Here is a 23,224-nt window from a genome sequence, read left to right as displayed (position 1 = left end):
GCCAGGTGGTCAGAACCAGCTCTGCGGAATCACCAGGACGTCGCCCGGCTTGACCTCGACATTCGCTGACACGTCGCCACCACGCAGGAGGTCCTTGAGGCGCACGTTGTACTGCTTGTTGCCCTCGGCGGTCCGCAAAATGGAGGCGCGGTTGCCATCAGCGAACTCGGTGATGCCGCCCACCGCGATCATCACGTCCAGCACCGTCATCTTCTGGCGGTAGGCCAGCACCTGCGGGCGAGTTGCCTCACCGACGACGCGGATCTGCTCGCTGAAGGGACCGGCGAAGCTGGTCACCACGACCGTCACGACCGGATCGCGGATGTATTTGGACAAGGCCTTCTCGATGTCACGCGCCAGGGTGCTGGCATCCTTGCCGATGGCCGGCAGGTCTTCCACCAGGGGCGTGGTGATCTTGCCGTCGGGACGCACCGGCACCGACATCGACAGTTCGGGATTGCGCCACACGACGACGTTGAGCGAATCGCCCGGGCCGATGATGTAGTTGTATTCGCCGGACGCAGCGGCAGCCGGAGCCGGCGGATAGGACGAGGCACAACCACCGAGCACCTGCAGCAAGGCAAGACACAGTGCCAGGCAGGCGAGCAGTGACTTGCTGAATGACATTCGCAACATTTCCCACCTCCGAATCGACTTGGGGATACCGGCAAGACCCGCGCCGCAGAGGCGTCGTCGTCACCGGCCCCGACACGATGACCTGCCATGCCGGGATACGCAGCCTGCTGATCGGGCAGCAGGACCGGGCGGCCATTGTAGCGAGGGCAGGCTACACATTGATTGCCCTATCGGGCCGCTCCACAGACGCGGAGCGATGCCTTTCCGGGATCATAGCAGCGTCAAAACGCATTGCGCCGCATCAAATACTGCTGCGTATTGAATACCAAGCGCCCCGCGCTGGCTGTGAACCACTGCACGCCCACCACCCTATCTCCTGGTTTTCTGCCTGCCCCGACGGGCAGGCCCGCATGCCGGACATCCGCGCCAGGCCTGACACCGCCACGCGCCGCGGCTAAGATGACGACATCCTGTCCCGACCCAAAGCCTGCCCATGCGCGACTGGCTGCACCTGGATCTCCCCCTGGCCCTGCGCAATCTGCTGCGCCACGGGCGCCGCAGCTTGCTGGGGCTGCTCATCGTGGTGGGCGGTGTGGTGGCCTACATGCAGGCCGCCGGCTTCATTGCCTGGATCTACGACCAGATGCGCGAGGGCGTGATCCACGCCCAACTGGGGCATTTCCAGATCACCCGCAGCGGTTACCTGGAGAAAGGGCTCAGCGCCCCCTACCAGTACCTGCTCGACCCGCAGGCCCCCGAACTGGCTGCACTGCGGCAAACCCCCGGCCTGCAGGCCCTGTCCCCTCGGCTGGCGATCAGCGGGCTGCTGTCCAAGGGCGAGCGCTCGGTCGGCTTCCTGGGCGAGGGAGTCGATCCGGTCGCCGAACAGGCGCTCAGCGCGCGCATCCACATCCGCGCCGGGCGCAACCTTGAGGCCGGCAAGGGTTGCAGCCTGATCCTCGGTGAAGGCCTGGCAGCGGCCGTCGATGCGCATCCGGGCGATCTCGTCGTCTTGTTGAGCAATCGCGTCCGGGGCGGACAGAACGCGGTGGAGTGCACGGTGGCCGGGCTTTTCTCGACCGACGCCAAGGCGTATGACGATGCGTTCCTGCGCCTGCCACTCACCAGTGCACAGGAACTGGTCCGCAGCACGGGCGCGACGATGCTGGTGGCCCTGCTCGACGACACCGACCGCACCGACACGGTGGTCGCCGCCCTGCAGAAGCCCCTCATCCAGGCCGGCTACGAGGTGACGCCATGGCACGCCCAGGCCGACTTCTACAACAAGACGGTGGCGCTGTTCTCGCGCCAGGTCGGCGTGATCCGCTTCATCATCGCGCTGATCATCGTGCTGTCGATCAGCAACACACTGACCATGAGCGTGATGGAGCGCACCAGCGAGATCGGCACCTGTCTGGCGATCGGCAATCGGCGTAACGAGGTGCTGCGCCTGTTCATCACCGAAGGGCTGGTGCTGGGCCTCGCCGGCGGCGTGGCTGGCATCGTGCTGGGCAGCGTGCTTGCGGCATTGATCTCATGGATCGGCATTCCGATGCCGCCGCCCCCCGGCATGGCGCATGGCTACATCGGGGGGATCCGGATCACCCTGGGCATCGTGGTGGAGGCCTTGCTGCTGGCCGGCCTGACCACCTTGCTGGCGAGCATCCTGCCGGCCCTGCGCGCCTCGCGCCTGAACGTGGTGGAGGCCTTGCGCCATGGCCGTTGAGCAACCCAATCCAGCCGGGAGGCCACGCGCATGACCTGGACCCTCGCCCTGCGCAACCTGCTGCGCCAGCGCGCCCGCACCCTGATCACACTGGTGGCGATCGTGGTGGGCGTGGCGAGCCTGATCCTGTCCGGCGGTTTCGTGCGCGACATCATCGACCAGTTGGGCGAAGCGGTGATCGGCTCCCAGACGGGCCACCTGCAGTTCGCCCATCCACGCCAGTTCGCCAGCGGCTTCGCGCTGTCCAACGAGACACTGCTGAGCGACACCGGGCGCCTGCGCAAGCAGGTGGCCCTGCATCCCGAGGTGGCGGACACGATGGGGCGCTTGAGTTTCGCCGGTGTGCTCAACAACGGGCGGCGTGACCATTCGGTGGTGGCCGAAGGCATCGAGCCCGCCCCGGAATCACGCCTGGGCGGCTACATCCAGATCATTCAGGGGCGGGCGCTCACCGACAAGGACGGCGACGCCGCCATCGTCGGCGAAGGTCTGGCCCAGTCGATGGGGCTCAAGCCCGGCGATCTCGTCACCCTTCTTGCCAACACGCCGGATGGTGCGATCAACACGCTGGAAGTCGAGATCGTCGGCGTGTTCCGCAGTTTCTCGCGCGACTTCGATGCGCGCGCCCTGCGCCTGCCATTGGCCAGCGCCCAGGCCCTGCTGGCCAGCGACACGATCAACCTGCTGGTGCTGCGTCTGCACCACACGGCCGATACCGACCGCACCCATGCCGCGCTGAAGCCGCTGGAGACGCCCGGCCTCGTGCTGCGCCGCTGGGAAACCCTGTCCGACTTCTACGACAAGGCGGTTCAGCTCTACGACCGCCAGTTCGGCACCCTGCAGTTCATCATTCTGCTGATGGTGTTGCTGAGCGTCTCCAACAGCGTGAACATGAGCGCCTTCGAACGCATCGCCGAGTTCGGCACACTGCGCGCGCTGGGTTCGCGCCGCGCCGACCTGATCCGCCTGATCCTTGCCGAGAACCTGTTGCTCGGCGCCGCCGGCGCCAGCCTGGGCGTGCTGACCGGCTGGCTGCTGGCGATGGCCATATCTGCCATTGGGATACCTATGCCCCCACCGCCTGGCTCGAACGTGGCCTATACCGCTTATATACGGCCGACGGCCCTCACGCTGGCGAGTGCCTGGGGTGTCGGTTTCATCGCTACCGTGGCGGCAGCCATCCTGCCGGCGCTGCGGCTAACCCGCATTCCGCTGGTGGATGCACTGCGAAGGGCGATCTGAGCCGTCAAGCCGGCCCGATTGGCGCCGATATTGAGCCTGTCCGGATCCACCGGACCACATACGAACACGGGAGGACACATGTTCCTGTTTGATGTCTTCGATGTGCTGAACCTGGGCGAAGGCTTTCGCAAGCACTTCCAGCTCACCCCTTGCTTTCACGACGAGCAGCGCACCGCCGTCTACCGCATCCGCCACGAGGTGTACTGTCGCGAACTCGGGTGGGAAGCGTTGCGCGAGGACGGTTGCGAGTCGGACGCCTACGACCGCCACGCCCTGCATTGCCTGATGCGCACCGCCGACGAGTCGCGCCGCCCGGTCGGCTGCACCCGCCTGGTGCTGGCCCGCCCAGACGCCCCGGCGACCCCGCTGCCCTTCGAGGCCTTCTGCGCCGACTCGCTGGACCGCAGCGTGATTGACCCGGCCAAGCTGCCCCGTAACAAGATCGCCGAGGTTTCTCGCCTCGCCGTGATGCCCGCCTGGCGCCGCCGTCGCAATGAGTCGAGCCAACCGGTGGCGATGAACGACGAGGATTTCGGCGACCGCAAGCAGCCGCGCTTCCCCTTCATTCCTGTCGGGCTCTACATGGGCGCGGTGTCGCTGGCCCACCGCCACGGCATCGACTACATCTTCACCCTGACCGAGCCGCGCCTGGCGCAGCATTTCGGCAAGCTGGGCGTACGCGTGCAGCAGATCGGCGAGCCGGTGGAACACCGTGGTCTGCGCATCCCCTCCATGCTGGACGTGCAGGAGATCGTGGGCGGCATCCGCCGCTTCTTCCGCCCGATGTGGAAGGAGATCAACCTGCAGATTGAGGCGGCCTACGCCGAGGAAGCCAGTAGGGCCGCCGCCGCGGCCACGCGGCACCTGCCCGAGCAGGCACCGCGCCTGGTCTCAGAATGACTGGCGGACCTCGCCCCAGATGCGGTCCTGCTTGTCGTAGCGGCCAAAGAAGGCAGTGCGCGGCCCGTAGTACACGTCCGCCCCGAAGCGCAGGCGGGTGTCAGGCCGCAGCTTCCACACCAGGATCGGGTTGAACCAGCCCTCCGAACGGTTGAAGCTGCTCACCCACAGCACCTGGCTCTCCAGGCTGCGGTTGAAGCTGTAGCTGAGCATCACGCTGCCGCCGGTCTCCAACTGATCGTTGAGCATGGAAGCATCATGCTCGCTGAGACGCTTGCCGAAGAGCTGGTAATTCACCCGCAAGTCACGCAGCGGCTGGGTGTCCAGCCCCAAGGCAAAATCCACCGTGTGCGCGGCCAGCAAACCATCGTCGTCATCCAGGCGGGTCAGCGAGTAGCGCCGGCCGCCGGTCCACACCAGCTCGGTCTTGAACACCATGCCCGAGAAATCCTTGGCCAGCGTGCCGCCGATCTGGCGGATGCGGTCATGCACCGGGGTATAGATCGTCGCCGGCGTGGGCCCCGCCGCCACCTGACGCTCATAGGTGGGCGACACATCACGGCTGTAGAAGCCGAACAGCGAGACATCCCAGCCATTCTTGAGGAAGCCGGTGCGCAAGCCCGCGCTGCTGTTGGACAGGCTGCGCTCGGGCCGCTGCTCATCGGTGATCACATAGGCGTAGCCAGGTGTGGCCGGCACTGGGTAGGGGTAGAAATCCGCCCCGGGCATGCCGATCTTGTCGTAGGTCTGCACCGGCACCCACACGAACTCGTGATGCCAGTCGCCGGCGAATTTCTCCAGCCGGAGGCCCCATTGCGTGCGCCGCATGTTGTCGTTCTCGACCTGCAGGAAGTCGCGCATGTCCCGCGCCGACACCACGTCAGCCACGTACAGGCCAACCATCTCGCCCCACACGATGTTCTGCTTGCCGGCGCGCACCGACAGGCCGGCCAGCTCGAAGTCGACATAGTTCTCGCGCAGCTCTGCACCGAGCTTCTGGTCCATGCGTACGGCGGGCGGGTAGATGTCCTGCCCGACGTAGGCCGCGTCTGCGTCCACGCGCACGCCCAGCTTCCACTTCAGGCCGCCGCTGCCGCCCTGGGCCCCGAGCAGGCTGCGCAGGCGGATATGCGCGTCGTGCTGCGGCTCGGCCACCACGCCCGCGTAGTCGAACTGCAGGTTGCCGTAGAAGCGTGCGCTGGCCGGCGCCGCAGCGGGCTTGAGCAACTTGACCTCGTCGGCCGGTGCCGCGTCATCGTCGAACAAGGCGTCGCGCGACTGCGCCATCGCCGTGCCCACCAGCACACTGCACAACAGCCACGCACCGACAGCCCTCACAGCACCTCCTCCGGCTGCGCCGGCTGGCGCTTCTCGGCCACCCAGATCCATTCGGACCCGGTGCGCACGCCCAGATGGGTGATCTCGCCATCGTCGATGCGCACCTGGCGGTCCGCCATGGCCATCACGCGTTTGTCATGGGTTGAAAACACGAAAGTCGTCCCCGTTTTCTTGTTGATCGAGCGCATCAACTGCAGGATCTCGTCACCCGTCTTGCGATCCAGGTTGGCCGTGGGCTCATCGGCCAGCACGATGCGCGGCTGGATGGCCAATGCGCGGGCAATCGCCACCCGCTGGCGCTGCCCGCCCGAGAGCTGGTTGGGGCGCCGGTCGCCCTTGTCACCCAGCCCGACCAGCGCCAGATTGCGCTGCACCCGCTCGCGCCGCTCCGCCGGGCTGATCTCCTTGCGTCGCAGCAGCGGATATTCCACGTTTTCGGCTGCGGTGAGCACCGGCAGCAGATTGAAGGTCTGGAAGATGAAGCCGATGGTCGTGTTGCGCAGATCGGCCAGTTCGTCCTCGCTGCGCCCGGCCACATCGTGATCGTCGATCAGGATGCGTCCCGAGCTGGGAGAGTCGATGCAGCCGATCAGGTTCAGCAGGGTCGTCTTGCCACTGCCGGAAGGCCCGGCCAGGGCCAGGAACACCCCCTCCTCGATGTGCAGGGACACGCCCTTGAGCGCCTGCACGCGCTGCTCCCCCAGCGGGTATTCCTTGACGACGTTCTCAACCTGCACCACGCTCATCACAACACTCCTTGCAATGCTCGCCAGGTCCGGCCAATCTGGCGGCCCATCGTGAAGGACCGTCCCGTCATGCGCATCCTGTCCGCTCTGTTTGTCTGCTGCCTGAGTCTAGCATCCGTCGCCCATGCCGCCGAGCCGGACGCCGCTGCGATCGTCGAGGCGGCCGACCGCATCCGCTTCCCGGCCGACGGCTTCCAGGTCGAGATAGCCATCACCACCAAGGCACCCGACCAGTCGCCCGAGCAGCGCAAGTACCGCGTACTGTCCAAGGGCAATGACAACACCATCGTCATGACCGTGGAACCAGCGGCCGATCGCGGCCAGATGCTGCTGATGAAGGGCCGCGACCTGTGGTGGTTCGCTCCCAACGTATCGCAACCGGTGCGCCTGTCGGTGTCACAGCGCCTGACCGGCGAGGTCTCCAACGGCGACCTGGCGCGGGCCAACTTCGCCGGCGACTACACCCCGCAGATCCTGCGCACCGAGCAGATCGACGGCGAAGATCATTACGTACTGGAACTGACTGCCGTGGACCGCGGCGTCACCTATGCCAAGGTGCTGTACTGGGTGGCGCGCGGCAACAACTATCCGTACAAGGCGGAGTTCTACTCGCTCAGCAACCGTCTGCTCAAGACTTGCCGCTACGAGAACTTCAGTACCCTGGCCGGCAAGCTGCGGCCGGCCCGCCTGGTCATGGAAGACGCGCTGCGCAAGGGCGAGGTGTCCGTCCTGGAATACTCGAACATGAAGGCGCGCGAACTGCCGGACCACGTATTCACGAAGGAATACCTGAAGAAGCTGGAGTAAGCCCCCGCGCCGGGCCGCGTCAGGAGCCCGGGATGCTGGTGCGCCAAGCCGTGCCGGCACCGACCGTGGAGGTGGTCGTGTGCATGTTGATGTCGGTGATGGCCGACTTCTCGGTCAAGGCTTCCAGGGGGATACCCACGCGGTACTCCTGCTCGATCAGTTCCAGCAGGGGCAGCAGGGTATGGGTCAGCTCGCGCAGGCGCTTTCTCGGCTCGTCGACCGCGCCGGTCCGCAGTTGGGTCAGCGCGTGGTCAACGCTGACCGCCAGGCGACTGAAGCGGCCGATGTTGTCAGGCGTCACCTCGCCGGATTCCGACACCACGCGATTGCCGCCCATGCCGCGGCCTTCCGACACACGCTGTGCGGCAAGCTGCAACAACTGCTCCAGGGTCACCTTGTCGTCGCCATGCGCACTGGCCAGGCCGATGGTCAGGCTGACGCGGATGCGGTGCTCCTTGTAGGTCATCACGATCGTCTCGATCGCGCGTCGCAGGCGGAGCGCGAAGGCGCCGCAGGCATCGAGGTCAGCCGAGGGCGAGATCACCGCGAACTGGCCTTCGGCCAGGTGGGCGATGGTGTCTTCCTTGCGCACCTTGGCCGACAGCAGCTTGGACAGCTTGCGGTGAACCAGTTGGCCCACGCTGTGGCCGTAGGACTCGCACAGCTTGTCGTAATGATCGACCTCGATGACCATGACCGAGACGTCGCCCCGGTTGCGCCGCACCAGTTGCTCGCGGCTCTGCTCCAGTTCGCGACGGGTCTGGGCCATCTTGACCAGGGCCTCGATGCGCGCCAGCAACTCGACGCGCGGCGTGCCCTTGGTAATGAAGTCGGTGGCGCCCATGGACTGGGCCTTGAGGCGCGCCTCGTTCTCGTCTTCGCCGGAAATGATCAGCACCGGCAGGGCGTTGACGCGCGACAGACGCGACCCACGGATGCGCTCGAGCAGGCCGAAGCCGTCCAGACGCGGCATGCCGATGTCAGAGATCACGACCTCGATGCTGGGGTCCAGCAGCAGGGCCTGCCAACCGGCCTCGCCGTCGGCTTCTTCGCGGATGTCGAACTTGTCGCGAATCTGCTTGATCAGGGACGCCCGGACCATGCGCGAGTCATCGACGATCAACACGCGCGGCAGTTGCGCACTCACCTCGGACATGGAGTCTTTCTCCCCTGAACCTGCGTCCAGAACCTAATCTTCCGCACCGATGCGTACCACGGTACGCCCGCGCGCCTTCCCCGCCAGCAGGTGCGCGAACACCTGCGGCAAGGCCTCGAATTCCACACTGTGCGCGATGCGGTCCAGGTGGCGCGGCCGCAAATCGGCCGCCAACCGCCCCCAGGCACGTTCACGCACGGAAAAACCAGCATAGCCGGAGTCGATGCCGAGCAAGCTGACCCCCCGCAATACAAAGGGCATCACGGTCGTATTCAGCGTCGCCCCACCCGCCAGCCCGATGCCTGCGACCACACCGGCCGGCTTGGTCGTACTCAGCAGCCAGGCCAGCACGTCGCCGCCCAGGTTGTCTACGGCACCGGCCCACAGTCCTTTATCCAACGGCCTGGGATGTTGTAGCGACAATTCGTTACGCAGCATCACCCGGCGCGCCCCCAACTCGTGCAGCCAATCCACCTCGGCGACCTTGCCGGTCAGGGCCACCACTTCGTAGCCTCGTCCGGCCAGCATGTCGATCGCCAGCGAGCCCACGCCGCCCGTCGCCCCGGTCACCAGCACCGGGCCGTTCTCGACGCGCAGGCCGTTATCTTCCATCCGGCTGATTGCCAGGGCGGCGGTCAGCCCGGCCGTGCCCAGCGCCATCGCCTGGGCCAGCGTCAGCCCCGGCGGCAGCGGCAGCACCCAGCCGCCGGGCACCAGGGCGTATTCGGCGTAGCCGCCGTGGTGCGAGACCCCGAGGTCGTAACTGGTGGCGATGACCTTGTCACCGGGCGCGAAACGCGGCACGGCGCTGCTCACCACGACGCCTGCCAGGTCGATGCCGCCCACGCAGGGAAAGCGCCGGATGATCTGCCCCGCACCGGTCGCGGCCAGAGCGTCCTTGTAGTTGACGGAGGAGTGGACAACCCGGATCAGCACGTCGCCGGCGTCGAATGCGGCTTCGGTCAGGTTCACGAAGTCGCCACGGACGACCGCCCGGCCCTCAGCTTCGCTCCTTTGCACCAGGAATGCCTTGAATGGCGTCACTTACTTCTCCAGCGCGCCCAGGCGGGACGCGCCCGGATTATAGCCAGCCCCTTCCCGCCCCAAGCGGCCGCCTGACTTGCGGTCGCCAGCACGCGACAGAGCCGCACCGCGCCTCAAGCTCGCCCTCGGCGCTGCCGTAAATACCGAGAGCACCTATTCGCACGGAAGATTCGATGGCCATTCGGACGCCTCTTGCCAGCATAGACAGTTACATCGCGTATTTCGCCGGTGCGGACATCCCCGTGCTGCGGCGAAGCATGCGCGAGCTGGCCGAACTGCGCAAAGACGAGGAGAACGTTGCCGGGCGCCGCCTCGCCAGCGTGGTGCTGCAAGACCCCCTGCTCGCACTGCGCGTGCTGGTCCACCTGGAAGCCAACCGGCGCAGCAGCCAGAACCACGACATCACCACCATCGAGCGCGCCGTCATGATGATGGGCATCACGCCCTTCTTCAGCCGCTTCTGCGATCTGCCCACGATCGAAGCAGGCCTGGCGCAGCATCCCAAAGCCCTGATCGGGGTCCTCAAGGTCATCACACGTGCCAAGACGGCAGCCGACCTGGCGCGCGACTGGGCCATCCTGCGCCACGACATCGACGTCGACGAGGTCACCGTGGCCGCCCTGCTGCACGACGTGGCCGAGATCCTGCTGTGGTGCTTCGCCCCTGAAGCCATGCTGCAGGTCGCCCACGACCTCCAGGCCACACCTGGCCTGCGCAGCGCCCAGGCCCAGCGCCAGCACCTGGGCTTTGCTGTACACGAGATCCAGCTCGCCCTGGTGCGTGCCTGGCACCTGCCGGAACTCTTGATCACCTTGATGGACGAGAAGCAGGCCGACAACGCGCGCGTGCGCAACGTGGCCCTCGCCTGCAACATGGCGCGCCACCTCTCCAACGGCTGGGGCGACCCGGCCTTGCCGGACGATTACCGCGGCGTGGCGGACCTGCTGCACCTGAACCTGGAAAACACGCTCTACCGGCTGGGCGTACCTTCCGAGCACTGGCCACCCGGCCTGGCACAGGACGGGTGAGTTGATCTTGCGCAGACCGGTAATCCGAAGTCAGCACGCAGGCTCAAGTCCATCGTCATCGCAACCGTAAGGCACAGACTGGAACCATGCGCGGGCCGACAGCCCGGCCTGTCTCGCCTGGATTGGCCCTGAGGCGCACCAACAGACGCACCCCTGCTGGATAGGGATTGTTCGGAGAGAGGGCCAATGCAGACTCGCCATGCCGTCCGCGCGCTCAATGGCGCCGCAATCGCCGCACTGTCGTTGATCATCATCCTCGCCCTGGGCGGAGCCGCGCCAGGCCTCGTGCCGTGGTTGGCCCTATGCACCGGCCTGTGCGTCGCGCTGTCTTGGTGGCTGGTCGGGCGGCGCCTGCTGCGCCCCCTCGGCGAGCTCGAACAAGATCTTGGGCAGGCCCTGGCGCGACACGACTTTTCCCCCTGCCCGCCCCGCGAGGGCACCCACGACATCAGCACCGTAGCCCGTCTGCACAACGAGTTGCTCGGGCTCGTCCACACCTCCCTGCAGAACCTGCAGCAGTGCGCGGAAGAACTGGAGTCCGTCTCGGAAGAGGTGGACGTGGTGTCGCGCAAGATCGCGCGCAACTCCCATCTGCAAAGCGAAGCGTCCTCGAACATGGCCTCGGCGGTGGAAGAAATGACCGTCAGCATTGCGCTGGCGGCGGAGCAAACCCTCACCGCCAGCAGCCACACCGAAGAGTCCTCGACCGTCGCACGCGATAGCGCAACTGACATCGTGGCCACGGTAGAAGGCATTCACGCCATCTCACAACTGGTCGGTAACGCCACGGCCCGCATCCACAACCTGCGCGAGGACTGCGACAACATCACCCGTATGGCCGACACCATCCGCGACATCGCGGACCAAACCAACCTGCTCGCACTCAACGCCGCCATCGAAGCAGCGCGTGCCGGCGAGCAGGGGCGCGGTTTTGCCGTGGTGGCCGACGAGGTGCGCAAACTGGCCGAGCGGACCGCCGGCTCCACGCAGGAGATCAGTGCTCTCGTGCAGCGCATGCAACAGGACGCGCACGAAGCGGTGGACGGCATGGCCAAGACCGAACAAGCCGTCGGCCGGGGCGTGGAATGCGGCACCCGCGCCGGCGCCTCGATCGAACGCATCCAGGCCAGCTCAGCCTCCGCCGCCAGCGTCGTGCGCGACATCTCGGCGGCCATCCAGGAGCAGCGCGAGGCCAGCACCGACGTCGCCAAGAACATCGAACAGGTGGCCCAGATGAGCGAGCAGAACTCGCTCGCCACGCAAGCGGCGGCCGAGGCGATCGCTCGCCTGACCCAGAACAGCCGCCAGATCAGCAGCATCCTGGATCAATTCCATGCACGGCAAGGGAACGACCGGCGCATCGTGCTGCGGCTTGCCGACATCCACGCAGAAGACCACCCTGCGGTGCGCGCGCTGCAGGCAATGAGCCAGATTTTGCGCGAGCGCAGCCAGGGCCGCATCGAGCTGAAGGTACAGGCAGGCGGCGTGCTCGGCACCGAAAAGGAAGTGTCGGAGCAGGTGCGCGCTGGCCGCATCGACATGATGCGGGTGAACATGTCCTCGCTGAACAAGGACTGCCCGCTGACGGTGGTACCCACCCTGCCCTTCCTGTTCCGCGACATCCACCACCTGCATGCCGCCATGGACGGCGCGCCGGGCGCCAGCGTGCTGGCGGCCTGCGAGACAGTGGGGCTGATCGGCCTGGCCTTCTACGACAGCGGCGCGCGCTCCATCTACGCCACGAAGCCGGTCCGCAAGCCTGCCGACACGCGCGACATGAAACTGCGCGTCATGCAGTCCGACCTGTGGGTGGCCGTGGCCAGGGCGATGGGCGCCAACCCCACACCGATGCCGATGGACGAGATCATCCCCGGCTTCAAGACCGGCCTGATCGACGCGGCCGAGAACAACATCCCGACCTTCGACAGCTATCGCCAGCACGACGTATTCAAGTACTTCTCGCACACCGAGCATGCGATGGTGCCCGAGATCATCGCGTTCTCGCGCCAGCGCTGGCAAAGCCTGCCGCCCGATGTGCAGGAACTGATCCGCGCAGCGGCGCGCGACTCGGTCCCCTTGATGCGGCGCTTCTGGCAGGAGCGCGAGGTTGAGGCACGCCAGCGCGCCATGCAAGCCGGTACGCACTTCGTCACCGACGTCGACAAGGGCGCCTTCCAGCAGCTCATGCGGCCGGTTTATGAGCGCTTCGTGACCACCCCTGAGCAACGTGCGCTGCTGCGCGCCATCCAGGACATCCGCTAGGGCTGTTGTGTCAAACTGATCCTTTGCCCAGCAAAGCGTTTCACAGGAGCCCCCATGTCCGACCCCCAGTACGTCGTTCCCGCCGCCCCCCGCCCCAGCCTGCCCGTCACCGGCAGCAGCGCCCGCTTTCCGGTGCGTCGCATCTACTGCGTGGGCCGCAATTACCTGGAGCACATCCGCGAGCTGGGCAACGACGAGAAGCAGCCGCCGATCTTCTTCAGCAAGCCTGCCGACGCGATCGTGCAGGACGGCAGCACCATACCCTATGCCAGCGTCACGCAGAACCTGCATTACGAGCTTGAGCTGGCGGTCGCCCTGCAGTCCGGCGGCTACAACATCGCCGAGGCCAATGCCCTGTCGCACGTCTATGGCTACGCCGTGGCGCTCGACATGACCCGGCGCGACATCCAGAAGCAGCTCTCGTCCAAGGGCAGCCCGTGGGACGTCGCCAAGGGCTTCGATCACTCCTGCCCAGTTGCGGCCATCCATCCGGCCAGCGCAGTGGGGCACTTCTCCGCGGGCAAGATCCAGCTCAAGGTCAACGGCGAGCTCAAGCAGGACTCCGACCTGTCGATGATGATCTGGAACGTGCCGCAGATCATCGCCGAGCTGTCGCGCTACTACGATCTCCAGGCCGGCGACCTCATCCTCACTGGCACTCCGGCCGGCGTCGGACCGGTGGTACCGGGCGACGTGATGGTCGGCAGCATCGACAAACTGGGCAGCCTTACCATCTCGGTCGGGCCGGCAGCGGCCTGATCCGATTCACACGCTGGAGGCAGACAATGGGCTCGTGGTTCTTCTTTGCAATCGTGCTGGTGGTGGTGGCCTATGCGGTCATGCTCTACAACGGCCTGGTGAACCTCAAGCATGGTGTCGCGCGCGCCTGGGCCAACATCGACGTCCTGCTCAAGCAGCGCCATGACGAGTTGCCCAAGCTGGTCGAAGTCTGCCGCCAGTACCAGCAGTTCGAGCAGAGCACGCTGGAGCGCGTGATCGCCGCGCGCGCCCAGGTCGCACAGGCACGCGAGCGGCAGGACATCGCCGCGCTGGGTACGGCCGAATCCAGCCTGCGCGCCGGGCTGGGGCAAATCTTCGCGGTGGCCGAGGCCTACCCCGAGTTGCGCACCAGCGAACACTTCATGCAGTTGCAGACGCGCATCAGCGGGCTGGAGAATGCCATCGCCGACCGCCGCGAGCTGTACAACGACGCGGTCAACCTCAACAACGTGCGCGTCGAACAGTTCCCCGACCTGGTGATCGCGCGCCTGTTCGGCTTCACCGCCAAGCCCCAACTGGAATTCTCGTCCGCCGAAAAGAGCGACGTGGACATGAAGGCCTTGTTCAGCAACTGATCTCCCCGCCGTGCACCTCAAGCTGGACAACCCGCTCAAGCTCATTCCGGCCTTACTGTTTGGCGTGCTGTTCATGGCCGGCGGCGGCGACTGGCTCACCCGCCACCTGGCCCCTTGGCACTTCGCCCTGGCGGCAGGCGTCATCGGCTTTGGTGGCTGGGTCTGGAACCACCGGCGCTACCGCAACTTCGCAGATACCCCTGACTGCCCCATCAGCAGTGCGCCGCAGGGCTACGTGCGCCTCTCGGGCATCGGCCGCCCGGTCGCCGGCACGCCCCTGCTCTCGCCGGCCATGCACGGCTTCATGCCCCTGCCCTGCCTGTGGTACCGCATCAAGGTGGAGGAACGCGACAGCAACGACCGCTGGCACACCACCTTCGAAGACGAGAGCGAGGACGCCTTCCTGCTCGTCGACGAGGACGGCACGGAGTGTGAAATCTACCCGGCGGGCGCCAGTGTGATCACCGCGCGCGAAGAGCACGGCCGCGCCCTGGGCGAGCGCAGCACCCTGTGGCTGCTGATTCCCGGCACGCGCATCTCGGCCAGCGGCGAGTTCCGTACGCGCAGTGCCCACGGCGAAGCGCCCGACATGCGCGCACGCCTGCGCGACAAACTGGCGGACTGGAAAACCAGCGGCGAAGCGCAGCGTTTCGACCTCGACCGCAATGGCGAACTCGATCTACGCGAATGGGAGCTTGCCCGCGCCGCCGCGCAGCGCGAGGTGCGCACCGAGCGTAGCGAGGAGCTGACCCAGGCCGAGCAGCACGTCCTCGCCAAACCGGCCGATGGCCGCCCCTTCATCCTCAGCGACCGGCGTCCGGAGCAGATTGTCCGCCGCCTGCGCTGGCAGGCCTGGGGCTTCCTCCTGCTGTTCTTCGCCGGGGTGGCGGGCTTGGCCTACACCTTCAGCCCCTGAGTCAGGATGGGCCGGGTGCGCGCGTTTCTGCTGAGCTGCCTGCTGTGGCCCCTCCTGGGTCTGGCACAGTCGCGCGACATCAACGAAACGCTGATCCGCGTGCCGGTCAGCGTGCCAGACCGCGAGGGGCGGACGATCAGCGGCGACATCCCGGTCAGTCTGTTCCGCCCCGATGGCCCCGGCCCCTTCCCTCTGGTCGTCATCAGCCATGGCCGCGCCAGCACCCCGGTCAAACGCGGTGAGCCGAAGATCCAGCGCCAGGAGTCCGCCGCCCGCTTCTTCGTGCGCAAGGGGTTCGCGGTCGCGGTGCCCACCCGCCTGGGCTATGGCGAAACCCTCACCCTGGGTGACCCGGAACGTTCGCGTGGCAACTGCGGCAACGCCGAGTATGCCGACGCCATGCAGGCCGGCGCGCGGCAGGTACTGGCCGTGGTCGAGCACCTGCACCAGCAGCCCTGGGTGGATGCCCGGCGCCTCGTGCTGGTTGGCCAATCGGTTGGCGGCTTCGTGACGACGGCCGCCAACGCCAGCCGCCCGCCCGGCCTGATCGCCGCGATCAACTTCGCCGGCGGCTCCGGCGGCAACCCGGAGACCCACCCCGGCGTGCCCTGCGCCGGCGCCAATGCGGGCCAGGCCTACGCCGGTTTCGGCCGCAGCGCCCAGGCCCCGATGCTGTGGGTCTATACCGAGAACGACCGCTACTTCGACCCGGCACACAGCCGCGCCTGGCACGCCGCCTACACCGGCGCGGGCGGACAGGCGGAATACCGCCTGCTGCCAGCCTTCGGTGACGACGGTCACACCCTGTTCGCGCGGGGCAATGACATCTGGCAGCCGATCGTGGACGACTTCCTGGCGCGCTTCGGCTTCCCCCGACCAGGCACCCTGCAGGCGGAATGGAGCGACTACGCGGCGCTGACGGACAGCCTGCGCCTTCCCTTCCTGAGTACGCAGGCGATCCGCGAGGGCTATGAAAAATTCCTCGCAGCGAAACCACCACGCGCCTTCGCCATCGCCCCGCAGGGCGGCTGGGGCTGGGCTAGTGGTGACGACAGCCTGTCGCGCGCGCTGGCGAACTGCCAGCAGCACGACAGGACGCGCTGCCGCCTGTATGCAGTGGACGATGCCGTAGTGTGGCGCTGAAACGGGCGGCTCGGCGCTCGCTCAGCCCACCTTGCCTTCCAGCACTTCCCAACGCTCCAGCAGCTCCAGCAGTTCTTCCTCGATGGCTTCGAGGCGTGCGTTCATGGCCGGCATCTGCGAGCCATGCTTCTTGTACGCATCCGGGTCGGCGAGTTGCTGCTGCAGGCCCGCCTGCTCAGCCTCCAGCGCGGCGATCTTGGCGGGCAGCGCTTCCAGCTCGCGCTTCTCGTTGTAGCTGAGCTTGCCCGGCTTGGCGGCGGCGGGTTTCTTCTCCTCCGGCGCTGCAGCGGGCTTGGCCGGCTTCGCTTCCTTCGACTCGACTGACACCGGGCGCTGGCGTACCCAATCGGCATAGCCACCGGCGTACTCCTTCCAGTTGCCATCGCCTTCGGATGCGATGGTCTGGGTCACCACGTTGTCGAGGAAGGTCCGGTCGTGGCTGACCACGAACAGCGTGCCGTTGTAGTCCTGCAGCAACTGCTCCAACAATTCCAGGGTCTCGATGTCGAGGTCGTTGGTCGGCTCGTCCAGCACCAGCACATTGGCGGGCTGGGCGAACAAGCGGGCCAGCAGCAGACGGTTGCGCTCGCCGCCGGACAAGGACTTCACCGGGCTGCGCGCACGCTGCGGCGAGAACAGGAAATCGCCGAGATAGCCGACGACGTGCTTCTTGCTGTCGCCAATCTCGACGAAATCCGAGCCCGGGCTGATCACGTCGGTCAGCGGCGCTTCGGGGTCCAGCGCGGTGCGGAACTGGTCGAAGTAGGCGACCTGCTGCTTGGTGCCGCGCTTGATGCTGCCGGCATCCGCCTCCAGCTCGCCGAGGATCAGCTTGAGCAGCGTGGTCTTGCCGGCACCGTTGGGGCCGATCAGGCCGATGCGGTCGCCACGCATCAGGCGCGCCGAGAAATCGCGCACCACGGTTTTCTCGCCGAAGCGCTTGGTAACGTTCGTCAGCTCGGCAACGAGCTGCCCGCTTTGCTCACCGCGGTCCAGTTGCAGATTGACGTTGCCGACGCGGTCGCGCCGCGCCGCACGATCGCGCCGCAACTGCTCCAAGCGCTTGACGCGACCTTCGTTGCGCGTACGCCGCGCCTCCACGCCCTTGCGAATCCACACCTCTTCCTGCGCCAGGAACTTGTCGAACTCCGCGTTCGACTTGGCCTCCATCTCCAGCATCTCGGCCTTGCGGCGCTGGTACTCGGAGAAGGAGCCGGGAAAGCTCGCCAGGATGCCGCGATCCAGTTCCAGGATGCGCGTAGACACGGCGTCCATGAAGCTGCGATCGTGAGTGATGACGACCACTCCGCCACGGAAGCCACGGATCAGTTCTTCCAGCCAGCCGATGGCGTCGATATCCAGGTGGTTGGTGGGTTCGTCCAGCAACAGCAGGTCCGGTTCGCCGGCCAGCGCGCGTGCCAGCGCCACGCGCTTGACTCCACCACCGGATAGGCTGCCGACGCGCGCCGCGCCGTCCAGGCGCAGGCGGTCGATGACTTGCTCGACCTTGTGGTGCAGGGTCCAGCCGTTCCCCGCTTCCAGTTGATGCTGAAGTTCTTCCAGGCGCGCCAGTGCCGCCGGGTCGTGCCCTGCTACGGCCGCACAGGCATGGTATTCGGCGATCAGGCGGGCGGCCTCGCCGACGCCCTCGGCCACCGTGGCGAACACATCGCGATCCAGCGCGAAATCCGGCTCCTGCGCCACGTAGGCCACCTTGAGGCCGGGCTGGCGCCACACCGTGCCGTCATCCAGCCGCGCCTGGCCGGCCAGCGCACGCAGCAGGCTGGATTTGCCCGCGCCATTGCGCCCGATCAGGGAGACTTTCTCACCCGGCTCCAGCACCAGTTCGGCACGGTCCAACAGGGCGACGTCGCCGAAGGCGAGGCAGGCGTTATCCAGGGTGAGCAAAGGCATGGTGCGGACAGGCTACGGCGTGAAAGGCCGCCATTCTACCCGGGCCACCGCTCAGCCCTTGCGGCCAATCAACGCTTTCAGGTCAGCGAGTACTTCCTCGGCATGCTTGTCGGCATCCACTTTCAGATAGGCCTTGCGCAGCACGCCCTGCGGGTCGATCAGGAAGGTCTGGCGCTTGGCGAACTTGACCACGCCCCAGTTCGACAAGGCGCCATAGCGCTGTGCCACCGCCCCGTCCGCGTCGGCCAGCAGCGGGAAAGGCAGCTTGTACTTCTCGGCGAAGGCCTTGTGCGAATCCGTGTTGTCGATGCTGACGCCCACCACCTGCGCACCCAGGGCGCTGATGAAGGCCTGCCCATCGCGGAAGTTGCAGGCCTCGGTGGTGCAGCCGGGCGTATCGTTCCGAGGGTAGAAGTAGAGCACCAGCCACTTGCCACGGAAGCTCTCCAGCGTACGTATGGTGCCGCCCTGGTCCGGCAGGCTGAAGGCCGGCGCAGGAGCGCCCAGGCCCGGCGTTTCCGCCCTGGCGCCGGTCAGGAAACAGCCCAGCAGGACGCCCGCACAGAGTCTCATCATCATTTCTCTCTCCTCTTGGGATCACGCGCTTGCACTACAATACCGCCCGGTTCTGCCCGTCCCGCCGTAGTTCAATGGATAGAACGGCCGCCTCCTAAGCGGCAGATACAGGTTCGATTCCTGTCGGGGGGACCACTCCGCGGCCCCGCCATGCTCAGACCACTTCTCGCCACCGGCGTTCTTGCCCTGCTCAGCGCTGCCGCCCCGGCTGGTGCCGAGGTGGCCGAGCGCCTGGACCAGCGGGCCTACCCCGTCAGCCCTTCGCCCGAGCAGCGGCTGTACGAGGCCATCGACGCGGCCTCGCCGATCCGCCACGACGGCCGGGTATTCCACGGCTACACCCGCTGGGATATCAACTGGCGTTTCGCCACCCAGGCCCGCAGCGACGGCCGCTGCCGCATCACCAGCATCCGCGTCGACCTGGCCATCACCCTCGATCTGCCCGAATTGCGCGGCGGCAGTGATGCACAGCGGAGTGCTTTCGCAGCCTACCTGCCGGCCCTGCGCGAACACGAGATGGGGCACGTACAGATCGGCCGCGAGGCTGCGGCCACCATCGAGCGGCGCATCTTCATCCTGCCCGAGATGGCCAACTGCGCGGTACTCGAACAACAGGCCAACCAGACCGGCCACCAAGCGCTGGCGGAGTTCCGGCGCCGCGAGATCCAGTACGACCAGCAAACCCGGCACGGCAGGACGCAAGGCGCCTGGCTGCGGGAATGACCGGCCCGGGCCGGCTCAGGCCTCGCCGTCCTTGAGCGCCAGAGCACGCTCGTAGAGTGCGTTCTTTGACGCCCCGCTGATGCTGGCCGCCAGTTTCGCCGCGCTCTTCAGCGGCAACTCCTCCATCAACAGGCGCAGCACGCGCTCGGCCTCGACCGACAGACCCTCCTCCTGCGGCGCCGCGCTCACGCACAGCACGAACTCGCCACGTTGGCGGTTGGCGTCGGCGCGCACCCAGGCCGGGGCCTCGCTCAAGGGCAAGCGCACGACCTGCTCGAACAGCTTGGTCAGCTCGCGCCCGATCACGATCTCGCGCGTCGGCTCCAGCGTCGCGGCCAGGTCGTCGATGCATTCGACGATGCGGTGTGGCGCCTCGTAGCACACCAGGGTGGCGTGGACACCGCGCAAGCGCTCGATCTCGGCAACCCGCGCGGCGTGCTTGGGCGGCAGGAAGCCGACGAAGAGAAAACGGTTATCCAGCAAACCGGAGGCGGACAGGGTGGCCACCACCGCGCTGGCGCCAGGCAGCGGCACGACACGGAAACCCGCTTCCTGCACCCGCCGCACCACGCGCGCACCAGGGTCGGAAATGGCCGGCGTGCCGGCATCACTGACCAGCGCGACATGCTGGCCCTGCTGCAAGCGTTCGATGATGCGCGTCGCGCTCTCCTGCTCGTTGTGCTCATGCGCCGCCAGCAGTGGCACGCTTATGTCATACGCATCAAGCAGGCGTTGCGTATGACGGGTATCCTCCGCCGCCACCACATCGACGCAGCGCAACACGGATAATGCGCGCTGCGTGATGTCCGAAGCATTCCCCAGCGGCGTCGCAACCACATACAATGCGGGCGTTTCCGCCAATATCTTTTCCGGAGTCGGGTGCATGAGGGTCTTGGCCAACAGGGTCAGGGAGATCGTGGATTCTCTGCTGCGTCGCAGCCCGCGGCAAGTCGCGCCCGTTTACGACGAGGGCGCGCGTGCCGAGGAGCTGGCCGCGCAGTTCCTGACTTCGGTCGGCGGCCGCGTGCTGGCGCGCAACGTGCGCTGCCGCGGTGGCGAGATCGACCTGATCGTGCTGATCAGCGGCACCCTGGTCTTCGTCGAGGTGCGCAAGCGCCGCCGCAAGGATTACGGCGGTGCGGCCGGCAGCATCTCGGAACGCAAGCAGATGCGCATCGTGCTGGCCTCGCGCTACTGGCTGGCCGGCGCCGGCCGCGAGCATGCCTGGCGCCCCTGCCGCTACGACGCGATCCTGCTCGACCAGCTCTCGCTGAACGCGCTCAAGTGGATCCAGGACGCCTTCCGTCCCGCCTGATCCAGGCCTTGCTGGTCCTGGCCTGCGCGGCCCCCTTGCCGGTCCGTGCCGCCGAAGCACGCTTCCTCCACATCCACAGCACCCAGGTCGCCGGTCTCGCCTATTACGACGCTTCCGCCGTGTGGGCCGAGCTGCGCCCCGGAGACCTCTTGCAACTGCAAGCCGATCCGGCCAATCCGCATGACGCGCGGGCCGTGCGGGTGCTGTGGCGCGGCCGCATGCTGGGCTACCTGCCCGCGGCCGAGAACGCTCCGCTGGCCGCCGCGCTGGCCCAGGGGCAGCCGCTGCAGGGGCGCATCGCCCGTCTGCGCGAACATCCGAACCCGCGCGAACGCTTGCGCATAGACGTGCTGGCCCCCCTGCCCGGCGCCAGCCCTTGATGCCGCTCAACTAGGCGCCCCGCGCCGGCCTTCGCGGTAGGCGTAAACATGTACTACCGCCAGATCAATAGGCTAAACTTATCGGCTCAGGCGTATTCGACAGACCCGTCCGTTGCGGCAAGCTCCACACGAGCGGTCTCTGACGCGCAACCAGCCTGTGCGAACGCGCAGGTCACTGTCACCACACGGGAGAGTTACAGAATGAGCAATCCTTTCGATCTGACCGGCAAGGTCGCCCTCATCACCGGCGGAGCCCAGGGCATCGGTGCCGCCATCGCTGCCAAGGTGGCAGAAGCCGGCGCCAACGTGATCTGCGCCGACTTCGCGCCGATGGCCGCCGAATCCACCGCCGCCATGGACGCGGCTGTCGCCAAGACCGGCGGCAAGTGGTGGTACCTGCAGGCCAACCTGACCGAAAAGGGCGCCCCCCAGCGCGTGATCGACGAAGCCGTGAAGCTGGCCGGCCAGGTCGACCTGCTGGGCAACGTGGCCGGCACCATCCGCCGCGCCCCGTTCCTGGAGCACACCGAAGCCGACTTCGACTTCGTCATGCAGATCAACCTGTATGCCCCGATGTACCTGTCGCAAGCCTTCTGCCGCCACGTCGTGGGCCGCAATGGCAAGGGCAAGATCATCAACATCTGCTCGATGCTGTCCTACCAGGGCGGCATTCTGGTGCCGGGTTACACCGCCTCCAAGCACGGTATCGCCGGCATCACCAAGCTGATCGCCAACGAAATGGGCGCCAAGGGCATCAACTGCAACGGCATCGCCCCGGGCTACATCGCCACCGCGAACACCGCCCCGATCCGTGCCGACGAAGCCCGCAACAAGGCCATCCTGGACCGCATCCCCGCAGGTCGCTGGGGCGAGCCGGAAGACCTGGCCGGCACCGCCGTGTTCCTGTTCTCGGCCGCTTCGGACTACCTGAACGGCACCATCGTGAACGTGGACGGCGGCTGGCAAGCCCGCTGATCCCACGGCAGTCACGCAGCACCGAAACCCCTGCCGAGCGATCGGCAGGGGTTTTTCTTTGGCCAACGCCCGGCGGCGGTAAAACGTCCCCGTCACAGGTCTCGTTTACAATTGAGGCCCTTCACGCGAAGCAGCGAGCAGCCCCATGAGCTACAAGGTATTCATCGACGGCCGCCACGGCACCACCGGTCTCAAGATCGACGAGCGCCTGGCCGCCCGCGACGAGATCGAAGTCCTCAGCATTCCCGAGGACAAGCGCAAGGACCCCGCCGTCAAGGCTGAGTACATCAACTCGGCGGACGTGGTGTTCCTGTGCCTGCCCGATGCGGCCTCCAAGGAGTCCGTATCCCTGCTGAAGCCGGGCAACACGAAGACCCGCTTCCTCGATGCCAGCACCGCGCATCGCACCCACCCCGACTGGGTGTATGGCCTGCCCGAACTGCACGGACAGCGTGCGCGCATCGCCGGCGCGCAGAAGGTGGCCGTACCAGGCTGCCACGCCAGCGGCTTCATCCTGCTGGTCGCCCCGCTGGTGGCGGCAGGCATCCTGCCGCCCGCACACCCGCTGACGACCTACTCCATCACGGGCTACAGCGGTGGTGGCAAGGAAATGATCGCCAGTTACGAAGAACCGGCCGGCCTGCCCGACGCGATGCTGAGCCCGCGCTTCTACGCACTGGGTCTGACCCACAAGCACCTGCCCGAGATGAAGGCCATCTGCGGCCTGGATGCGGCGCCGCTGTTCACCCCCATCGTCGGCAACTTCGCACAAGGCATGGTGGTGGCCGTGCCGCTGCTGCCGCGCATGCTGCCTGGCACGGTCACCCCCGCGTCGCTGCAAGCCTTCTACGCCGACTACTACCGCGACCAGACCTTTGTGAAGGCGATGCCGCTGGATGCCGCTCCGCTGCTGGATAACGGCTTCCTGCCCGCCACCGCCTGCAACGACACCAATCGTGCGGAGCTGTTCGTGTTCGGCCACGGCGAACAGGTCCTGCTGGCCGCGCGTTTCGACAATCTGGGCAAGGGTGCTTCGGGTGCCGCGATCCAGTGCATGAACATCATGCTGGGCCTGGACGAAACCCGTGGTCTGAGCGCCTGA

General features: G+C 66.7%; 23 protein-coding genes and 1 tRNA gene. 16 read left to right on the top strand and 8 right to left on the bottom strand.

Annotated features, from left to right (window positions below; all coding sequences use genetic code 11):
- Positions 1 to 9: 9 nt before the first annotated feature.
- Positions 10 to 627 (bottom strand): XrtA/PEP-CTERM system exopolysaccharide export protein, encoded by a 618-nt coding sequence (locus tag NMB43_RS05015; RefSeq protein WP_494351057.1) that lies wholly within the window; start codon positions 625 to 627, stop codon positions 10 to 12.
- Positions 628 to 1,069: 442 nt separating this feature from the next.
- Here NMB43_RS05015 and NMB43_RS05010 point away from each other — a divergent pair, with 442 nt between their 5' ends.
- The 3 genes from NMB43_RS05010 to NMB43_RS05000 all read left to right on the top strand — a co-directional run bounded on the left by NMB43_RS05010 (position 1,070) and on the right by NMB43_RS05000 (position 4,444).
- Positions 1,070 to 2,302, top strand: a complete 1,233-nt coding sequence (locus NMB43_RS05010; protein ID WP_494351056.1) for an ABC transporter permease — start codon at positions 1,070 to 1,072, stop codon at positions 2,300 to 2,302.
- Positions 2,303 to 2,332: 30 nt separating this feature from the next.
- Positions 2,333 to 3,544: an ABC transporter permease gene (locus NMB43_RS05005; RefSeq protein WP_494351055.1), complete on the top strand. Its 1,212-nt coding sequence runs from the start codon at positions 2,333 to 2,335 to the stop codon at positions 3,542 to 3,544.
- A gap of 78 nt (positions 3,545 to 3,622) precedes the next feature.
- Complete coding sequence (locus NMB43_RS05000; protein WP_494351054.1) at positions 3,623 to 4,444, top strand: PEP-CTERM/exosortase system-associated acyltransferase; 822 nt, start codon at positions 3,623 to 3,625, stop codon at positions 4,442 to 4,444.
- Here NMB43_RS05000 and NMB43_RS04995 read toward each other — a convergent pair.
- Positions 4,436 to 5,782: a DUF1302 family protein gene (locus NMB43_RS04995; protein ID WP_494351053.1), complete on the bottom strand. Its 1,347-nt coding sequence runs from the start codon at positions 5,780 to 5,782 to the stop codon at positions 4,436 to 4,438. The two genes, NMB43_RS05000 and NMB43_RS04995, sit on opposite strands and share 9 nt — an antisense overlap.
- Positions 5,779 to 6,528: an ABC transporter ATP-binding protein gene (locus tag NMB43_RS04990; RefSeq protein ID WP_494351052.1), complete on the bottom strand. Its 750-nt coding sequence runs from the start codon at positions 6,526 to 6,528 to the stop codon at positions 5,779 to 5,781. Before NMB43_RS04990 ends, NMB43_RS04995 begins: the two co-directional genes overlap by 4 nt.
- A 51-nt stretch (positions 6,529 to 6,579) precedes the next feature.
- Between NMB43_RS04990 and NMB43_RS04985 the strand changes: the two genes are divergently transcribed.
- On the top strand, positions 6,580 to 7,335 hold the full coding sequence (locus tag NMB43_RS04985) for an outer membrane lipoprotein-sorting protein (RefSeq protein ID WP_494351051.1): 756 nt from the start codon (positions 6,580 to 6,582) through the stop codon (positions 7,333 to 7,335).
- Positions 7,336 to 7,354: 19 nt separating this feature from the next.
- Here NMB43_RS04985 and NMB43_RS04980 read toward each other — a convergent pair whose 3' ends face one another.
- A complete protein-coding gene (locus NMB43_RS04980; protein ID WP_494351050.1) occupies positions 7,355 to 8,491 on the bottom strand; it encodes a GGDEF domain-containing response regulator in 1,137 nt (378 codons plus the stop codon).
- Between the two features lie 33 nt (positions 8,492 to 8,524).
- Positions 8,525 to 9,535 (bottom strand): oxidoreductase, encoded by a 1,011-nt coding sequence (locus NMB43_RS04975; RefSeq protein WP_494351049.1) that lies wholly within the window; start codon positions 9,533 to 9,535, stop codon positions 8,525 to 8,527.
- A gap of 173 nt (positions 9,536 to 9,708) precedes the next feature.
- On the opposite strand from NMB43_RS04975, the gene NMB43_RS04970 reads away from it, so the two are divergent.
- From NMB43_RS04970 to NMB43_RS04945, 6 genes are all read left to right on the top strand, one after another.
- Entirely contained in the window at positions 9,709 to 10,563 is an 855-nt protein-coding gene (locus NMB43_RS04970) for an HDOD domain-containing protein (protein WP_494351048.1), read from the top strand.
- A 186-nt stretch (positions 10,564 to 10,749) separates the two neighbouring features.
- Positions 10,750 to 12,825: a TRAP transporter substrate-binding protein DctP gene (gene dctP / locus NMB43_RS04965; protein WP_494351047.1), complete on the top strand. Its 2,076-nt coding sequence runs from the start codon at positions 10,750 to 10,752 to the stop codon at positions 12,823 to 12,825.
- Positions 12,826 to 12,879: 54 nt separating this feature from the next.
- Entirely contained in the window at positions 12,880 to 13,584 is a 705-nt protein-coding gene (locus NMB43_RS04960; protein WP_494351046.1) for a fumarylacetoacetate hydrolase family protein, read from the top strand.
- Between the two features lie 26 nt (positions 13,585 to 13,610).
- Positions 13,611 to 14,180 (top strand): LemA family protein, encoded by a 570-nt coding sequence (locus NMB43_RS04955; RefSeq protein WP_494351045.1) that lies wholly within the window; start codon positions 13,611 to 13,613, stop codon positions 14,178 to 14,180.
- A 10-nt stretch (positions 14,181 to 14,190) separates the two neighbouring features.
- Entirely contained in the window at positions 14,191 to 15,096 is a 906-nt protein-coding gene (locus tag NMB43_RS04950) for a hypothetical protein (RefSeq protein WP_494351044.1), read from the top strand.
- Positions 15,097 to 15,111: 15 nt separating this feature from the next.
- Positions 15,112 to 16,239, top strand: coding sequence for an alpha/beta hydrolase family protein (locus tag NMB43_RS04945; RefSeq protein ID WP_494351043.1), 1,128 nt, complete (start codon positions 15,112 to 15,114; stop codon positions 16,237 to 16,239).
- 21 nt (positions 16,240 to 16,260) lie between these two features.
- On the opposite strand, the gene NMB43_RS04940 is transcribed toward NMB43_RS04945, so the two are convergent.
- A complete protein-coding gene (locus NMB43_RS04940) occupies positions 16,261 to 18,153 on the bottom strand; it encodes an ATP-binding cassette domain-containing protein (protein WP_494351042.1) in 1,893 nt (630 codons plus the stop codon).
- A 51-nt stretch (positions 18,154 to 18,204) separates the two neighbouring features.
- Complete coding sequence (locus NMB43_RS04935) at positions 18,205 to 18,732, bottom strand: peroxiredoxin (protein WP_494351041.1); 528 nt, start codon at positions 18,730 to 18,732, stop codon at positions 18,205 to 18,207.
- A 57-nt stretch (positions 18,733 to 18,789) separates the two neighbouring features.
- On the opposite strand from NMB43_RS04935, the gene NMB43_RS04930 reads away from it, so the two are divergent.
- Positions 18,790 to 18,864, top strand: a tRNA-Arg gene (locus NMB43_RS04930).
- Between the two features lie 15 nt (positions 18,865 to 18,879).
- The gene (locus tag NMB43_RS04925) at positions 18,880 to 19,452 is read left to right on the top strand and encodes a DUF922 domain-containing protein (protein WP_494351040.1); all 573 of its coding nucleotides are present in this window, start codon (positions 18,880 to 18,882) and stop codon (positions 19,450 to 19,452) included.
- 15 nt (positions 19,453 to 19,467) lie between these two features.
- Here NMB43_RS04925 and rsmI read toward each other — a convergent pair whose 3' ends face one another.
- Positions 19,468 to 20,337 carry a 16S rRNA (cytidine(1402)-2'-O)-methyltransferase gene (rsmI, locus tag NMB43_RS04920; protein WP_494352115.1) on the bottom strand — a complete coding sequence of 290 codons (870 nt, stop codon included), beginning with the start codon at positions 20,335 to 20,337 and terminating at the stop codon, positions 19,468 to 19,470.
- A gap of 31 nt (positions 20,338 to 20,368) precedes the next feature.
- On the opposite strand from rsmI, the gene NMB43_RS04915 reads away from it, so the two are divergent.
- The 4 genes from NMB43_RS04915 (at position 20,369) to argC (ending at position 23,224) form a co-directional block, all read left to right on the top strand.
- Entirely contained in the window at positions 20,369 to 20,767 is a 399-nt protein-coding gene (locus tag NMB43_RS04915; RefSeq protein WP_494351039.1) for a YraN family protein, read from the top strand.
- Positions 20,737 to 21,147 carry an HIRAN domain-containing protein gene (locus tag NMB43_RS04910; RefSeq protein ID WP_494351038.1) on the top strand — a complete coding sequence of 137 codons (411 nt, stop codon included), beginning with the start codon at positions 20,737 to 20,739 and terminating at the stop codon, positions 21,145 to 21,147. Before NMB43_RS04915 ends, NMB43_RS04910 begins: the two co-directional genes overlap by 31 nt.
- A 201-nt stretch (positions 21,148 to 21,348) precedes the next feature.
- Positions 21,349 to 22,122, top strand: coding sequence for an SDR family oxidoreductase (locus NMB43_RS04905; RefSeq protein WP_494351037.1), 774 nt, complete (start codon positions 21,349 to 21,351; stop codon positions 22,120 to 22,122).
- Between the two features lie 145 nt (positions 22,123 to 22,267).
- Positions 22,268 to 23,224, top strand: coding sequence for an N-acetyl-gamma-glutamyl-phosphate reductase (gene argC / locus NMB43_RS04900; RefSeq protein WP_494351036.1), 957 nt, complete (start codon positions 22,268 to 22,270; stop codon positions 23,222 to 23,224).

The sequence above is a fragment of the Uliginosibacterium sangjuense genome (assembly GCF_059132465.1).
This window is presented reverse-complemented; position numbering and strand designations above follow the sequence as displayed.

Excerpts from the sequence above, each read along its gene's own strand:
- NMB43_RS05000 (WP_494351054.1), top strand. The coding sequence starts at position 3,623 with ATGTTCCTGTTTGATGTCTTCGATGTGCTGAACCTGGGCGAAGGCTTT.
- NMB43_RS04925 (WP_494351040.1), top strand. The coding sequence starts at position 18,880 with ATGCTCAGACCACTTCTCGCCACCGGCGTTCTTGCCCTGCTCAGCGCT.
- NMB43_RS05005 (WP_494351055.1), top strand. The coding sequence starts at position 2,333 with ATGACCTGGACCCTCGCCCTGCGCAACCTGCTGCGCCAGCGCGCCCGC.
- NMB43_RS04960 (WP_494351046.1), top strand. The coding sequence starts at position 12,880 with ATGTCCGACCCCCAGTACGTCGTTCCCGCCGCCCCCCGCCCCAGCCTG.
- NMB43_RS04980 (WP_494351050.1), bottom strand. The coding sequence starts at position 8,491 with ATGTCCGAGGTGAGTGCGCAACTGCCGCGCGTGTTGATCGTCGATGAC.
- NMB43_RS05015 (WP_494351057.1), bottom strand. The coding sequence starts at position 627 with ATGTCATTCAGCAAGTCACTGCTCGCCTGCCTGGCACTGTGTCTTGCC.
- rsmI (WP_494352115.1), bottom strand. The coding sequence starts at position 20,337 with ATGCACCCGACTCCGGAAAAGATATTGGCGGAAACGCCCGCATTGTAT.
- NMB43_RS05010 (WP_494351056.1), top strand. The coding sequence starts at position 1,070 with ATGCGCGACTGGCTGCACCTGGATCTCCCCCTGGCCCTGCGCAATCTG.
- dctP (WP_494351047.1), top strand. The coding sequence starts at position 10,750 with ATGCAGACTCGCCATGCCGTCCGCGCGCTCAATGGCGCCGCAATCGCC.
- NMB43_RS04935 (WP_494351041.1), bottom strand. The coding sequence starts at position 18,732 with ATGATGATGAGACTCTGTGCGGGCGTCCTGCTGGGCTGTTTCCTGACC.
- NMB43_RS04970 (WP_494351048.1), top strand. The coding sequence starts at position 9,709 with ATGGCCATTCGGACGCCTCTTGCCAGCATAGACAGTTACATCGCGTAT.
- argC (WP_494351036.1), top strand. The coding sequence starts at position 22,268 with ATGAGCTACAAGGTATTCATCGACGGCCGCCACGGCACCACCGGTCTC.
- NMB43_RS04955 (WP_494351045.1), top strand. The coding sequence starts at position 13,611 with ATGGGCTCGTGGTTCTTCTTTGCAATCGTGCTGGTGGTGGTGGCCTAT.
- NMB43_RS04990 (WP_494351052.1), bottom strand. The coding sequence starts at position 6,528 with ATGAGCGTGGTGCAGGTTGAGAACGTCGTCAAGGAATACCCGCTGGGG.
- NMB43_RS04905 (WP_494351037.1), top strand. The coding sequence starts at position 21,349 with ATGAGCAATCCTTTCGATCTGACCGGCAAGGTCGCCCTCATCACCGGC.
- NMB43_RS04940 (WP_494351042.1), bottom strand. The coding sequence starts at position 18,153 with ATGCCTTTGCTCACCCTGGATAACGCCTGCCTCGCCTTCGGCGACGTC.